Here is a 14,597-nt window from a genome sequence, read left to right as displayed (position 1 = left end):
GGGACGCTCCCTTGAGTGCTGCAGCATCTGCCAAAGGCGCGCCCTCGCCGGCGGCCATCGAACTCGTCGGCATCTCCAAGCGCTTCGGTGCCGTCGCGGCCAACAAGGACGTCTCGCTGACGGTTGCCGCGGGATCGATCCACGGCATCGTCGGCGAGAACGGTGCCGGCAAATCGACGCTGATGTCGATTCTCTACGGCTTCTACGAGGCCGATGCCGGCGAGATCAGGATCGCCGGCACGCCGCGCCGCATCCGCTCTTCGGCCGATGCGATCGCGGCCGGGATCGGCATGGTCCACCAGCACTTCATGCTGGTCGAGACGCTGAGCGTGGCTGAGAACGTCGTGCTCGGTGCCGAAGGCGGCGCCTTCCTCAAGGGCGGCCTCTCGAAGGCGCGGGCCGCGCTGGCCAAGCTCTCGCAGGATTATGGCCTTGCCATCGATCCCGATGCCATCGTCGGGGAGCTCTCGGTCGGCTTGCAGCAGCGGGTCGAGATCCTGAAGGCCCTCTATCGCGGCGCCGACATCCTGATCCTCGACGAGCCGACCGCGGTGCTGACGCCCGCCGAGGCCGATCAGCTCTTCGCCCTGCTCCGGGCGCTGAAGGCGCAGGGCAAGACAGTGATCCTGATCACCCACAAGCTGCGCGAGATCATGGATGTCACCGACAGGGTCTCGGTAATGCGCCGTGGCGAGATGGTCGCCCATGTCGCCACCGCCGAGACCTCGCCACCGGCGCTCGCCGAGGCGATGGTCGGCCGTCGCGTGCTGCTGCGCGTCGAGAAACCGCCGCGCGAACGCGGCGCGCCGGTTCTGGAGGCGGTCGGCCTGTCCTGTCGCGATGCGCGCGGGGCCGAAACGCTCCGGGATGTCGGCTTGACCCTCCATGCCGGCGAGATCGTCGGCATCGCCGGCGTCGCCGGCAACGGCCAGAGCGAACTTCTTGAGGTGCTGGCCGGGTTGATCCAGCCGACGCGCGGCGTCATCCGCCTCGACGGCGAGATCCTGTCGAGCGCCGATCGTCATCCGGCGCGGCTGCGCGAGCTGGGGCTGATGCATATCCCGGAGGATCGCCACCGCAGCGGCCTGGTCACCGCCTTCTCGGCGGCCGAGAATGCCATCCTCGGCTACCAGAACGACCCCACTTTTGGTCCCGGTCCACTGCTCTCGCCCGCCCGGATCGAGGCCCGTGCGCGCGAGGTCTTCGCGGCTTATGACGTGCGCCCACCCGATCCGGCGCTGAAGACGGCGAAATTCTCTGGTGGCAACCAGCAGAAGATCGTGCTCGCCCGGGAAATCGAGCGGCGCCCGAAGGTGCTGCTCGTCGGTCAGCCGACGCGCGGCGTCGATATCGGCGCGATCGAATTCATCCATCGCCGGCTGATCGAACTGCGCGATCAGGGCGTCGCGATCCTGCTCGTCTCGGTCGAGCTCGAGGAGGTGATGGCTCTTTCGGACCGGATCATCGCCATGTGCGGCGGCCGGATCACCGGCGAGCGCGCGGCGGAGACGGCGGACGAGCGCGATCTCGGCCTGCTGATGGCCGGCGTGACGGGTGAGGCTGCGTGATGCAGGGCTGTGCAAAAGCAGGCAAGGCCGCTTCCCTTCCCCCTTGTGGGGAAGGGAGAGGGATGGGGGTGGTTTCGCTTGGCGAGCGGCGGCCGGAGTGTCTGTCTCGCAACCGCGAACCCGGCCCGTCGACCCCCACCCCAACCCCTCCCCACAAGGGGGAGGGGCTCCCGCGCCCTCGTCCCGATCCTGGTCGCCCTTCATGAGCGCTGCACCGGTCGAACTGCCGCGCTGGGCCGATACTGCGCTGGTGCCGCTCGTCTCGGTTGCGGCCGCGCTGCTCGTCGCAGGCCTCGTCGTTCTCGGCATCGGCGAGAACCCGCTGGAAGCGACGGCGCTGCTGCTGCGCGGGGCGCTGGGCAGCGCTGAGGGTATCGGCTTCACGCTGTACTATGCGACGAATTTCATCTTCACCGGGCTTGCCGTGGCCGTCGCCTTCCATGCCGGGCTGTTCAATATCGGCGGCGAGGGGCAGGCGACGGTGGCCGGCATCGCGATGGCCGTGGCCTGCCTCGGCCTATCCTGGGCGCCGGGCATCCTCGCTGTCCCGCTCGCGGTCCTGGCGGCAGCCGCGGGTGGTGCGCTCTGGGCCTTCATCCCCGGCTGGCTCCAGGCGAAGCGTGGCAGCCATGTCGTCATCACCACGATCATGCTGAACTTCGTCGCGGCGACGCTGATCGTCTATCTGCTGCGTGAGGCCATCGGAAAGCCGGGCTCGATGCAGCCGGAGACGCCCGATTTCCCGGCGCAGGCCGTGCTGACGCCGATGCATCAGCTTCTGGCTCCGCTGGGTCTCGAACTGCCTTCGACCCCGCTCAACAGTGCCTTCCTGCTGGCCCTGATGGCGCTCGTCGCCGTCTGGCTGCTGATCTATCGTTCGCGGCTCGGCTATGCGATCCGCACGGTCGGCGCCAATCCGCGCGCCGCCGCCTATGCCGGTATTTCGCCGGCTGCCGTCACCATGATCGCAATGGCGATCTCCGGCGCGCTCGCTGGCGGCCTCGCGGTCAATGAGGCGCTTGGCGTGCAGCACCGGCTCGTTCTCGATTTCACCGCCGGCTACGGCTTCGTCGGCATCGCCGTCGCCCTGATGGGGCGCGGTCATCCCGTGGGCGTCGCGCTCGCGGCCTTGCTGTTCGGCGTGCTCTATCAGGGCGGGGCGGAGCTTTCCTTCGACAAGCCGACCATCACCCGCGACATGGTGGTCGTGATCGGCGGCGTCCTCATCCTTTTCGCCGGAGCGCTCGACGGGCTCTTCCGCCGGCTGGTTGCGGGCGTGCTCGGGATGGGGCGGAAACCATGACGACGCGAGCCATCCCGTCTTTCTGGGGCGGTCCGGAGGACCGAACCCGGAACCCACGACCGGGTGAAACCGGTAGTTGCGGCTTCGGCAGCACCTACCCAGTCGTGGGTTCCGGGTTCTTCGCTGCGCGAAGCCCCGGAATGACAAGGGCGGGTGGATGACGATGGACTGGCTCCAGACCCTCGCCGTCATCCTCGATTCGACCATCCGGCTGTCGATCCCGCTGATCTGCGCGGCGATGGCCGGCCTCTGGTCGGAACGGGCCGGCGTCGTCGATATCGGCCTCGAAGGCAAGATGCTGATCGCGGCCTTCGCCTCGGCGGTCGCGGCCTTCGTCACTGGTTCGGCCTGGGCGGGTTTGGGTGCCGGCATCCTCGCGGCATTGGCACTGGCGCTGATCCACGGTTTTGCCGCCATCACCTGGCGCGGCAACCAGATCGTCTCCGGCGTCGCCGTCAACATGCTGGCGGCGGGGCTCACGGTCATTCTCGGCAATGCCTGGTACGGGCAGGGCGGGCGCACGCCCTCGCTGGAGGGCGCGGCACGCTTCGGCGAGCTCACCTTGCCCTTCGCTCCCTGGGCGCGCGAGCACGTCCCGATTCTCGGCATGCTCTATGACGAGGTCGTCTCCGGCCATGCCGTGCCGGCCTATCTTGCCTTCCTCTGCGTGCTCGTTACGGCCTTCGTGCTGGGGCGGACGCGCTTTGGCCTACGCATCCGCGCCGTCGGCGAGAACCCGGCGGCGGTCGATACCGCCGGCATCTCCGTCGCCGGGCTGCGCTATGGCGCGGTCGCGATCTGCGGCGTGCTCTGCGGCATCGGCGGCACCTATCTCGCCGCCGCGCAATCGGCCGGCTTCCTCCCGCATATGACGGCCGGGCGCGGCTTCATTGCCCTTGCGGCCGTGATCTTCGCCAATTGGCGCCCCTGGCCGGCGCTCGGCGCCTGTCTGCTCTTCGGCCTGCTCGATGCGGTCGCGATCCGGCTACAAGGTGTGACACTGCCAGGGATCGGCCTCGTGCCGGTGGAAGCGATCCAGGCTTTGCCCTATCTGATGACCATCGTCCTGCTCGCCGGGTTCATCGGCAGGGCGACGCCGCCCAAGGCCTCCGGCCTGCCCTATGTCAAGGAACGCTGATTTGCCGGCCCTGCCCGATTTCGACGCTCTCTTCGCCGCGGCAGCAGCAATCCAGCCGCGCGCCTATGCACCCTATTCGCGTTTCAGGGTCGGCGCGGCGCTGCTCTCCAATGACGGCGCCGTTTATACTGGCTGCAATGTCGAGAATGCGGCCTACCCGGTCGGCACTTGCGCCGAGGCCGGTGCGATCGCCGCGATGATCGCCGGAGGTGGGCAGGCGATCCGCGCGATCCTCGTCTTCGGCGAAGGTCCCGAACTCGTCACGCCCTGTGGCGCCTGCCGCCAGCGCATCCGCGAATTCGCCGCGCCCGAAACGCAGGTGGCGGTCGCCGGACCCGAAGGCATCCGCGCACGTTTCACCCTGGCGGAGCTGTTGCCAGCCTCCTTCGGACCGGCCAATTTGCCGCGGTGATTTGCGACGGCTGCTGCGGTGGCCGGGGGAGGGACTGATGGCGGCCGATCCGGTCTTCGACGAGGCGGCATCCGTATTGGCCGAGCATGGCATCGACACGATCGATTGCGCGCTTGTGCTCGGCACCGGCCTCGGCTCCATCGCCGAGGATGTGCAGGATGCGGTGCGCATCCCCTATGCCGAGCTGCCCGGCTTTCCGCGCGGCGAGGTTTCCGGTCACGCCCGCCAGCTCTGCTACGGCACGCTGCACGGCCGCAAGATTCTGATCTACCAGGGCCGTGCGCACTACTACGAAGGCGGCGATCCGGCTGTCATGCGCGTTCCGCTCGGTGTTCTCACGGCCTTCGGCTCGCCGCCCCTGATCCTGACCAATGCGGCGGGATCGCTGTCCCCCGGCATGCGGCCGGGCAGCCTCGCCCTCATCACCGACCACATCAATCTCAACGGACCCAATCCGCTGGTCGGCGACAAGGGCGATGGTCGTTTCGTTCCGATGGTCGATGCCTATGACCCGCATCTGCGCGGCCGGCTGAAGCGGGCGGCGCAGAAGGTGGCGGTGCCGCTCGGCGAGGGCGTCTACATGTGGTTTTCCGGCCCGAGCTTCGAGACGCCGGCCGAGATCCGCATGGCGAAGACGCTCGGCGCCGATCTCGTCGGCATGTCGACGGTGCCGGAGGTCATCCTGGCGCGGCGTCATGACATTCGCGTCGCCGGGTTGTCGATCGTCACCAATATGGGCGCCGGCCTGCATGGCGGCGCGCCGCACCATGGCGAGACGCGCGATGTCGCGGCCGTGGCGGCCGGTGCGCTCCGGCGCCTGCTGCGCGCCTTCCTTTCGGAGCTCTGAGCCATGTCGGATGCGGATATTGCCAGGCGCGCGCTCGCGCTGCTCGATCTGACCGATCTCGCCGATGACGCGACCGCCGATGGCGCACGCGACTTGTGCCGGCGCGCCCTCTCTGGCCCGGTGCCGGTTGCCGCCGTCTGCCTCTGGCCGCGTTTCGTGGCGGTGGCGCGCGAGGCGCTCGGCGACAGCCCGGTGCGCATCGCAACGGTGGTGAATTTCCCGGATGGCGACACCCCGATCGCGCCGGCGGTTCGCGAGACCGAGGAGGCGCTCGAGGCCGGCGCCGACGAGATCGACCTCGTCCTGCCCTGGCGCGCCGTGCTGGCCGGGCAGCTCACCGCAGCAGGCGCCATGGTCCGCAACGTCAAGATGCGCTGCGGTGACAAGCTGCTGAAGGTCATCCTCGAAACCGGCGAATACCCCGATCTCGACAAGGTCAGGGTCGCTTCCGAGCTCGCCATTGCGGCCGGCGCCGATTTCATCAAGACTTCGACGGGCAAGACCGCGCGCTCGGCCAGCATCCCGGCGGCACGCGCCATGCTCGGCGTGATCGGCATGGCGGCGCGCCCGATCGGACTCAAGCCTTCCGGCGGTATCCGCAGCCTGGCCGATGCGAAGAGCTACCTTGCCCTCGCCGATGCGATGATGGGGCCGGACTGGGCGACGCCTGCGACTTTCCGCTTCGGCGCGAGCGGCCTCTATGCCGCCCTCGTCGAAGAGATCGACGGCGCCGCGCCCGGAACGCCGCTGCCCGGGAGCTACTGAATGCGCCTGACCCAGGAGATCATCGCTGCCAAGCGCGACGGTGCCGAGTTGCCCGATGCCGACATCTGCCAGTTCGTCGATGGGCTGACGGACGGTTCGGTGACCGAAGGCCAGGCCGGGGCCTTCGCCATGGCGGTCTATTTCAACGGCATGAACGAGAAGGAGCGCGTCGCGCTGACCCTCGCCATGCGTGATTCCGGCACCGTGCTGCATTGGGACGATCTGCCCGGCCCCGCCCTCGACAAGCACTCGACTGGCGGCGTCGGCGATACGGTGAGCCTCCCGCTGGCAGCCGCGGTCGCGGCCTGCGGCGGTTACGTCCCGATGATTTCCGGTCGCGGCCTCGGCCATACCGGCGGCACGCTCGACAAGCTGGATGCCGTGCCGGGCTACGTCACCCAGCCGGGTGTCAGCCTGTTCCGCAAGGTCGTGCGCGAGGCCGGCTGCGCCATCATCGGCCAGACCGCCGATCTCGCTCCGGCCGATAAGCGGCTCTATGCCATCCGCGACGTGACGGCGACGGTGGAAACCATCCCGCTGCTGGTCTCCTCGATCCTGTCGAAGAAGCTCGCCGCCGGACTTCACGGGCTCGCCATGGACGTGAAGTTCGGTTCCGGCGCCTTCCTGCCGGACTATGCCAAGGCGCAGGCGCTGGCGCAGGCTCTTGTCGCTGTCGCCAATGATTCCGGCCTGCCGACACACGCGCTCCTGACCGACATGGACGAGCCGCTTGCCTCGGTCGCCGGCAATGCGCTTGAGGTCGCCTATGCGCTCGATCACCTCACAGGGCGCCGCCGCGAGGAGCGCTTCCATGAGGTCACGGTCGCACTGGGCGCCGAGATGCTGCTGCTCGGCAGGCTTGCCGCCGATCTCGATGCGGCGCGCACGAAGATCGAGGATGCCTTTGCCTCGGGCGCTGCGGCCGAGCGCTTCGCCCGGATGGTGGCGGCGCTTGGAGGCCCGGCTGATCTGCTGGAAATGCCGGCAAATCATCTTGCCGCCGCGCCGATCGTGAAACCCGTCTTTGCCGAGATCGCTGGTGCGGTCGCGGCCATCGACACGCGCGGGGTCGGGCTTGCGATCGTCGCGCTCGGTGGCGGCCGCGTCCGCCCGCAGGATCCGATCGACCACGCCGTCGGCATCGTCGAACTGGCTGGCATTGGTGAAGAGGTTGGTCCGGAGCGCCCGCTCGGGATCATCCATGCCCGCGACGAGGCGGGCTTCGCCGCGGCAAGTGCGCGCTTGCGCAAGGCTTATCGGATCGGGGAGGCTGCGGCACGCGGCCGGCTGGTCGCGGAACGGATGACGGAGAGGGCGTCGACATGAGTTTGCTTTTGGCCATGACGGGCTGGCATGTCGAGGATTGGCGCGCCCGGTTTCAGGCGATGCTGCCGGAGATGCCGATCGTGGTTCTCGGCGAGCCTTTCGACCGCCGCGCGGTCCACTATGTCGCAAGCTGGAAGCATCCGGCCGGCAGCCTGACCGGCCTGCCCAATCTCGCCGCGATCTTCTCGCTTGGTGCCGGCGTGGACTTCCTCTTCGCCGACGACAAGCTGCCCCTCGTGCCAATCGCCCGCGTCGTCGATCCCGATCTGACCACGCGGATGAGCGAATACGTCGTGCTGCACTGCCTGATGCATCTGCGCCAGCAGCACCGCTACATGCGTCAGCAGCGCGAGAAGCTCTGGGAGGACGATCGTAACCAGCCGGCGGCCCGGTCGGTTCGTGTCGGCATCATGGGGCTGGGCGAGCTCGGGCTGGATGCGGCCGCCAAGCTCAAGGTCATCGGCTTCGACGTTGCCGGCTGGAGCCGCTCGCCGAAGAGCATCGAGGGGCTGCGCACCTTCTCGGGCGAGGAGGGCATGAAGGGCTTCCTCGCGCGGACGGATATCCTCGTCTGCCTCGTCCCGCTCACGCCGGAGACGCGCGGCATCATCAACGCCGGGCTGATTGCCGCACTGGCCCAGGATGGCCGCCTCGGCGGTCCGTTCGTCATCAATGCCGGGCGCGGCGGTTTGCAGGTGGAAGAGGATATCCTGGCGGCGCTCGACACGGGGATGCTGAAGGGCGCGACGCTCGATGTCTTCGAGACCGAGCCGCTGCCGCTCGCCTCGCCGCTCTGGAACCATCCGGGCGTGACGATCACGCCGCATAACGCGGCGATGTCGGAGCCGGAAGCGATCGCTTCCCTGATCACGGCGCAGATCAGGCGGTTGGAAGCGGGCGAGCCTCTGCAGCACGTGGTCGATCCGGCCAGAGGATATTGAAGGGGAAGCGCAGGGTCACAGGGGCGACAGGGTCGCCCCTGTGACCCTCCGGATTGACGCTCACGCGGGGCGCAGGCATTGACCGTGCAACCCGCGACGGTGCCCGATGCCCCCCTACTCGCTTGCAATATTCGATTTCGATGGAACGCTGGCCGACAGCTTTCCGTGGTTTTGCTCGGTGCTCAATCAAACTGCGCGACGATTTGGCTTTCGGGAGGTCGCGCCGAACGAAATCGACGAGCTGCGCGCTCTGGGACCGCGCGAGATCATCGCCCGGCTCAGGGTTCCGATGTGGAAGATGCCGGCCATCGCGCTGCATATGCGCCGGCTCAGCGCCGATAGCCGCGACGCCGTCGCTCTCTTTCCCGGCGTCGAAGCGATGCTCGCCGCCTTGACGGCGCGCAACATCACGCTCGCCATCGTCAGCTCCAATGGCGAAGACACCATTCGCCGCGCGCTCGGGCCGGCCGCCGCTCATGTCAGCCACTTCGATTGCGAGGCGTCCCTGTGGGGGAAGAGCGCGAAATTCAGGGCTGTTCTCAAGCGCCTCGACATCGACAGACGACGCGCCATCGCCATCGGCGATGAAGTCCGCGACATCGAAGCGGCGCGACGGGCCGGTGTCGCTTCCGGCGTCGTCACCTTCGGCTACAATACGGGCGTCTCATTGCGGGCGCGGGGGCCGGATCTGGTTTTCGACGACTATGCAGAGCTTGTCGCCGAGCTGACCGGATGAGGCCAGAACCCAGAGGCGTCGACAGAAGAAGGTCGGTGGACCCCTCTTCCGTGCTCCGTCACCCAACCGTTACGGCCCTGTCGTGGCGGTGAAATGCTCAAGAGCCAATTCGGCTGCGTTCCTTTCTCGCGCCGGAGTGCCCCATGCGCCTCGCCCTTGCCGCAGCCCTGCTTCTGTCATCGACCATCCTTGCCGGCGCGCAGGACGCGCCGAAGGAGTTTCCGGCCAAGCTCCTCGGCCATGCGCTGCTGCCGGCCAACACCATCATTCCGGCCCCGGCCGATGCGCCGGCGGATCTGAAGGTCTCGGGCAAGTTCGTCACGCCGGGCAAGCGCGTCGAAGCCGTCGGCTCGGTGATGGGAACCTCGGGCGGCCGGCCGACCGGCCTTTCCACCCCCTTCGCCGGCCAGCCGGTCCAGGGTTTCTCCGGCATCCGCTCGCTCGGCAACGGCGAGTTCTTGGTCCTGACCGACAATGGCTTCGGCTCCAAGGTGAACTCGCCCGACGCGATGCTGTTCTTCCACCGCCTCAAGGCCGACTTCGACAAGGGTGCGATCGAGCGTCTCTCGACCACCTTCCTGCACGATCCCGACAAGAAGGTGCCGTTCCGCATCGTCCATGAGGGCACGGAGAAGCGCTATCTGACCGGCGCCGATTTCGACCCGGAATCGATCCAGCCGATCGGTGGCAAGTACTGGATCGGTGAGGAGTTCGGCCCCTATCTCATCCGGGTCGATGCCAACGGCAAGGTCGAGGCGGTGTTCGAGACGCAGGTCGACGGCAAGACGGCCCGCTCGCCCGACCACTACGCCGTCACCACTCCGGGCGCGCCGAACCAGTCCGTCGCCTTCAATGTCCGCCGTTCCAAGGGTTTCGAGGGCATGGCCCAGTCGCCGGATGGCCGCTTCCTCTACCCGCTGCTCGAGGGTCCGCTCTGGAATGCCGAGGCCAATGGCTTCGAGGAAGTCAACGGCAAGGAGGTGCTGCGCATCCTCGAGTTCGATGTCGCCAACGAGAAGTGGACCGGCCGCTCCTGGTTTTACCCGCTCGAGCAGAAGGGCAACGCCATCGGCGACTTCAACATGATCGACGGCACGACAGCGCTCATCATTGAGAGGGATAACGGCGAAGGCACCGCCGACAGGGCCTGTGCCGCCGGCCAGAAGGGCCCGGACTGCTTCCACGAGCTCGCCAAGTTCAAGCGCATCGTGAAGATCGAAATGACCGAGGCCAATACCGGCAAGCCGGTGCGCAAGGTCGGCTATATCGACCTGATGAAGATCGCCGATCCGGACAAGAAGGCAAAGCAGGGCGCCATCGACGGTGTCCTGCCCTTCCCCTTCTTCACCATCGAGAACGTCGACGTCGTCGACCGCGCGGGCGGCATCATCGTCGTCGGCAATGACAACAACCTGCCGTTCTCCTCCTCGCGCGATCCGAAGAAGGCTGATGACAACGAGCTCGTCCTGCTCTCGGTGAAGGAATTGCTCGACGCGAAGTGAGATCGCCCGCATCGCCGGCTCGGTGGAGCGTGGCGGTGCGGCTGACGCTGTTCTAGAGCACGCGCCGATCTGACTGCAACGCAGTCAGGTCGGAGAACGCGTTCTCTCACTTAAGTTTAGAGACGGATTCACCGATCAGGTTGTTTCAACCTGATCGGATCCGGCTCTAGCCGACGGACAGTGGACCGGCCGTCGGTCGTTCTCAGTCTGTTCTTGAACTATTGCTAACCTAAGCGTATAATAAAAATCACCAAGCGCCTCGTGCGTGAGGCGTAGTGGTTGGATGATCGTCACCAATGGAGGTGATCATGTGGACCGCGAATACGAACGCCAGGCGACCACAGGACTGGTGTAATCTGATCCTGGCCGTGCTGCTGTTCTTCTCACCATGGTACATGGGCTTCGTCGGTGACTTCCTGCCGACGCGCAATGCCTGGATCGTCGGCGTGGCTCTCGCTGTGATTGCCGTCGCCGCGCTTTCGGCCTTCGCCGAATGGGAGGAATGGCTGAATCTCGCGCTCGGACTCTGGCTGGTGGCCTCGCCCTGGATGCTCGGCTTCACCGGTAACCTCCGCGCTTTCTGGCCTCACATGGTCGTCGGCCTGCTGACTGCGGCGATCTCGGCCTGGGCGGTCTGGGATTATCGGCACGAGCCCCACGCGACGGCCTGAGGAGCTTCGCGCTCCCCGCCGCTTCAGAAAAGGTCCCGGCGCGATCTAGTTGCGTAGCGCGCCGGGGCCTGCCACTGCGGCCGGCGGGCATTTGCCTGAGATGATCATGCCCAGCACCTCGTCCTGGGTAACGTCGGCGGTGCGCGCCGTGCCGACGACCTTGCCATTCTTCATCACCGTGACGCGGTCCGCGAGGTCGAAGACATCGTGCAGGTCGTGGCTGATCAGGAAGATGCCGATGCCCTGCTTCTTCAACTGGAGGATGAGTTCCGCCACCTGCTTCGTCTCGGCTGGGCCCAGCGCGGCAGTAGGCTCGTCCATGATCAGCACGCGGGCGTTGAAGTAAATGGCGCGGGCGATGGCGACCGACTGGCGCTGGCCGCCCGAGAGCGCCTTCACCGGCTCCTTGAAGCGGCGGAAATGCGGATTGAGCCGGCCCATCACCTTGCGGGTCTCCGACTCCATCGTCGCATCGTCGAGCGTGCCCCAGCCGGTCAGCAGTTCGCGGCCGAGGAAGATGTTGGCGGCGGCGTCGACGTTATCGGCGAGCGCGAGCGTCTGGTAGATCGTCTCGATGCCATGGCGCTTGGCGTCGCGCGGGCTCGTGATCGCGGCTTCCTCGCCATTCACATGGATAGTGCCGGCATCGGCCCGATAGGCGCCCGACAGGATCTTGATCAGCGTCGACTTGCCGGCGCCGTTATGGCCGAGGAGGCCGACAACCTCGCCCGGCATCAGGTCGACGCTTGCGCCATCGACCGCCTTGATGCCGCCGAAGGCGATCGAGATGTCGCGCATCTCGATCAACGGAGTGCCCTGGCCGGGATGGGTGTCGGCGAGAACAGCCGGTTCCGCGATGCTCATCGCTTCCTCCTCAGCTCAGCCGCTTGCGGTAGACCCCGTCGAGCCAGACAGCGAGGACGAGGACGATGCCGACGACAATGTTTTGCAGCGGTGCGTCGACGCCGATCAGCACCATGCCGGACTGCAGCGACTGCATCACCAGCGCGCCGAGCATCGCACCCGCGACGGTGCCGACGCCGCCGGCAAGTGAGGTGCCGCCGATCACCGCGGCGGCGATGACATAGAGCTCGTCCAGCGTGCCGGCGGCGTTGGTCGCGGCGTTGAGGCGCGCCGTCGAGATGCAGGCCGAGATGCCGACAAGCATGCCCATCAGCCCGAAGACCAGCATCAGCACCTTGCGCGTGTTCACGCCGGAGAGCTGCGCGGCTTCAGGATTGCCGCCGATCGCGAAGACATAGCGGCCGAAGCGCAGGCGGTTGGCGAGGAAGGTGATGACGACGCCGACGCCGAGCGCGATCAGCACCGGCACGGCGAGCCCATGGCCGATGATGAGGCCGCCTGCGGGCCAGGTTCCGCCCTTCGCCTCGGTGATCCGCCGCGCGATGCCGGCCGGCAGCGCATAGGCGTTTGCCACCATCACCATCGCCAGCACCGCGGCGCAGCCGAGCCCGGCGATCGCGATCTCGGCCCAGAGCGGGCGCAGCACGAAGCCGAAGCGCTTGCGCCGGCGCCGGATCAGCGCCGCACCGACGCAGATCGCCGCGCAGAGCGCGATGCCGATCGCCCAGGAAGCGCTCGTGCCGATCGCTCCCTCGACGCCGCCGCCGAGCGGGCGGAAGCGCGAATCCATCGGCGCGATCGTCTGTCCCTGCGTCACCCACCAGGCAGCGCCGCGCCAGACCAGCAGCCCGCCGAGCGTGACGATGAAGGAAGGGATGGCGAGATAGGCGATCAGCGCGCCCTGCAGCAAGCCGACGAGCCCGCCGAGACACATCGCGACGAGCAGGCTGACCAGCCAGGTCAGCGGATGTTCGAAGCCCCAGATCTCGGGCAGGAGCCGGACCTGCACCAGCCCGACCACCATGCCGACGAAGCCGAGCATCGAGCCGACCGAGAGGTCGATGTTGCGGGTGACGATGACCAGCACCATGCCGCAGGCCATGATCGCGATCGAGGCGGTCTGGACCCAGAGGTTCCACAGGTTGCGCGGCGTCAGGAAGGCGCCATCGGACAGCCAGTTGAAGCCGAGCCAGATGACGGCCAGCGCGGCGACCATGCCGATCATGCGCGGATCGAACTCGATCTCGCGCAGACGATCGGCAAGGCTGCGCTCATCCTGCACCGGGTTGGCCGGCGCTGGCGCGGCTTCAGAGCCGGATGATCTCAGAAGGGATCGCATCGCGACCCCATCTGAGATCTGAATCCGTCTCTCACAAAAAATCTGGAGCAGGCTTCTTGCGAAAAACCGGTTCCCACTTTTTCGCAGCCTGCTCTAGTCACAGGCCTTGACCTTGCCCGCCGCGACGCCCTGGCAGACCGCCGATTTCGGCGCCCAGCCGGCTTCGATCACGGCGTTGAGATTGTCCTTCGTCACCGGCACGGGCTTGAGGAAGAGCGCCGTCATCTTCTGCTTGGTCGGGCCCTGGTCCCAGGCTGCCGAACCCGGAATTTCGGAGAGCTTGGCGCCGCCGGCGAGCTTGACCGCGATCTCGGCGGCGTTGCGCCCGAGCTCGCGCGCATCCTTCCAGATCGTCACGGTCTGCGTGCCCAGTGCGACGCGGTTCAATGCTGCGCGGTCGGCGTCCTGACCGGAGACCGGCACGGAGCCGGAGAGGCCCTGCGCAGCCAATGCCGCGATGGCGCCGCCCGCCGTGCCGTCATTGGCGGCGATCACGGCATCGACCTTGTTCTGGTTGCGCGTCAGGATCTGTTCCATGTTGCGCTGGGCGTTGGCTGGCAGCCAGCCATCGGTGAAGGCTTCACCGACATTCTTGATCTTGCCGCCGTCGATGGCCGGTTTCAGCACCTCGATCGAGCCCTGGTAGAGGAAATTGGCATTGGGATCGGAGCTCGAGCCCTTGATGAAGACGTAGTTGCCCTCCGGCTTCGCCTTCTGGATCTCGCGCGCCATCATTCGGCCGACCTCGACATTGTCGAAGGTCAGGTAGAAGGCCTGCGGAATCTCGATCAGGCGGTCATAGCCGACCACGCCGATGCCCTCGTTCACCGCCTTCTCGACGGCCGGGCGAATGGCCTGCGCGTCCTGCGCCAGCACGATGATCGCCTTGGCGCCGCGCGCGATCAGGCTTTCGACGTCGGTGAGCTGCTTGGCCGGCGATGACTGCGCATCCGCCGAGAGATAGGTGCCGCCGGCCTTCTCGATCGCCGCTTTCATCGCAGCCTCGTCGGTCTTCCAGCGTTCTTCCTGGAAGTTAGACCAGCTCACCCCGATGACCGGGCCTTTCGACTGGGCGAAGGCGCCAGCATGAATGGAAATGGCGGCAACGGCGATGCTCGCCGCGAGGACGAAACGCTTCATCACACTGACCTCCTGAGCTTCCTCTGCCGCAGACTCTCAGGCTTC

At 67.1% G+C, this 14,597-nt stretch carries 14 protein-coding genes; 11 read left to right on the top strand and 3 right to left on the bottom strand.

Annotated elements, in window-relative coordinates; genetic code table 11:
• Positions 1-11 precede the first annotated feature (11 nt).
• The 11 genes from FQV39_RS19105 to FQV39_RS19055 all read left to right on the top strand — a co-directional run bounded on the left by FQV39_RS19105 (position 12) and on the right by FQV39_RS19055 (position 11,209).
• Complete coding sequence (locus FQV39_RS19105) at positions 12-1,568, top strand: ABC transporter ATP-binding protein (RefSeq protein WP_149131733.1); 1,557 nt, start codon at positions 12-14, stop codon at positions 1,566-1,568.
• 202 nt (positions 1,569-1,770) lie between these two features.
• Complete coding sequence (locus tag FQV39_RS19100) at positions 1,771-2,871, top strand: ABC transporter permease (protein ID WP_149131732.1); 1,101 nt, start codon at positions 1,771-1,773, stop codon at positions 2,869-2,871.
• 163 nt (positions 2,872-3,034) lie between these two features.
• On the top strand, positions 3,035-4,009 hold the full coding sequence (locus tag FQV39_RS19095) for an ABC transporter permease (protein ID WP_149133926.1): 975 nt from the start codon (positions 3,035-3,037) through the stop codon (positions 4,007-4,009).
• Position 4,010: 1 nt separating this feature from the next.
• Positions 4,011-4,421, top strand: coding sequence for a cytidine deaminase (locus FQV39_RS19090; protein WP_472840598.1), 411 nt, complete (start codon positions 4,011-4,013; stop codon positions 4,419-4,421).
• 37 nt (positions 4,422-4,458) lie between these two features.
• Positions 4,459-5,268 carry a purine-nucleoside phosphorylase gene (locus FQV39_RS19085; RefSeq protein ID WP_149131731.1) on the top strand — a complete coding sequence of 270 codons (810 nt, stop codon included), beginning with the start codon at positions 4,459-4,461 and terminating at the stop codon, positions 5,266-5,268.
• A 3-nt stretch (positions 5,269-5,271) separates the two neighbouring features.
• The gene (gene deoC / locus FQV39_RS19080) at positions 5,272-6,033 is read left to right on the top strand and encodes a deoxyribose-phosphate aldolase (RefSeq protein ID WP_149131730.1); all 762 of its coding nucleotides are present in this window, start codon (positions 5,272-5,274) and stop codon (positions 6,031-6,033) included.
• Positions 6,034-7,359: a thymidine phosphorylase gene (gene deoA / locus FQV39_RS19075; RefSeq protein WP_149131729.1), complete on the top strand. Its 1,326-nt coding sequence runs from the start codon at positions 6,034-6,036 to the stop codon at positions 7,357-7,359.
• Positions 7,356-8,300: a 2-hydroxyacid dehydrogenase gene (locus tag FQV39_RS19070; protein ID WP_149131728.1), complete on the top strand. Its 945-nt coding sequence runs from the start codon at positions 7,356-7,358 to the stop codon at positions 8,298-8,300. Before deoA ends, FQV39_RS19070 begins: the two co-directional genes overlap by 4 nt.
• A gap of 106 nt (positions 8,301-8,406) precedes the next feature.
• Positions 8,407-9,036, top strand: coding sequence for an HAD hydrolase-like protein (locus tag FQV39_RS19065; RefSeq protein WP_149131727.1), 630 nt, complete (start codon positions 8,407-8,409; stop codon positions 9,034-9,036).
• A 143-nt stretch (positions 9,037-9,179) separates the two neighbouring features.
• Positions 9,180-10,538, top strand: coding sequence for an esterase-like activity of phytase family protein (locus FQV39_RS19060; RefSeq protein ID WP_149131726.1), 1,359 nt, complete (start codon positions 9,180-9,182; stop codon positions 10,536-10,538).
• 308 nt (positions 10,539-10,846) lie between these two features.
• Positions 10,847-11,209, top strand: a complete 363-nt coding sequence (locus tag FQV39_RS19055; RefSeq protein ID WP_149131725.1) for an SPW repeat protein — start codon at positions 10,847-10,849, stop codon at positions 11,207-11,209.
• Between the two features lie 45 nt (positions 11,210-11,254).
• Here the strand turns inward: FQV39_RS19055 and FQV39_RS19050 are convergent, their stop codons facing one another.
• The 3 genes from FQV39_RS19050 to xylF all read right to left on the bottom strand — a co-directional run bounded on the left by FQV39_RS19050 (position 11,255) and on the right by xylF (position 14,552).
• Positions 11,255-12,073 (bottom strand): ATP-binding cassette domain-containing protein, encoded by an 819-nt coding sequence (locus tag FQV39_RS19050; protein WP_149131724.1) that lies wholly within the window; start codon positions 12,071-12,073, stop codon positions 11,255-11,257.
• Between the two features lie 10 nt (positions 12,074-12,083).
• Entirely contained in the window at positions 12,084-13,412 is a 1,329-nt protein-coding gene (locus FQV39_RS19045; protein ID WP_149131723.1) for a sugar ABC transporter permease, read from the bottom strand.
• Between the two features lie 93 nt (positions 13,413-13,505).
• Positions 13,506-14,552 carry a D-xylose ABC transporter substrate-binding protein gene (gene xylF / locus FQV39_RS19040; protein ID WP_149131722.1) on the bottom strand — a complete coding sequence of 349 codons (1,047 nt, stop codon included), beginning with the start codon at positions 14,550-14,552 and terminating at the stop codon, positions 13,506-13,508.
• Positions 14,553-14,597 lie beyond the last annotated feature (45 nt).

The sequence above is a fragment of the Bosea sp. F3-2 genome, assembly GCF_008253865.1.
In the GTDB taxonomy this organism is placed as follows: Bacteria; Pseudomonadota; Alphaproteobacteria; order Rhizobiales; family Beijerinckiaceae; genus Allobosea.
The sequence above is the reverse complement of the archived record's forward strand: the minus strand, read 5'-3'. Positions and strand labels throughout refer to the sequence as shown.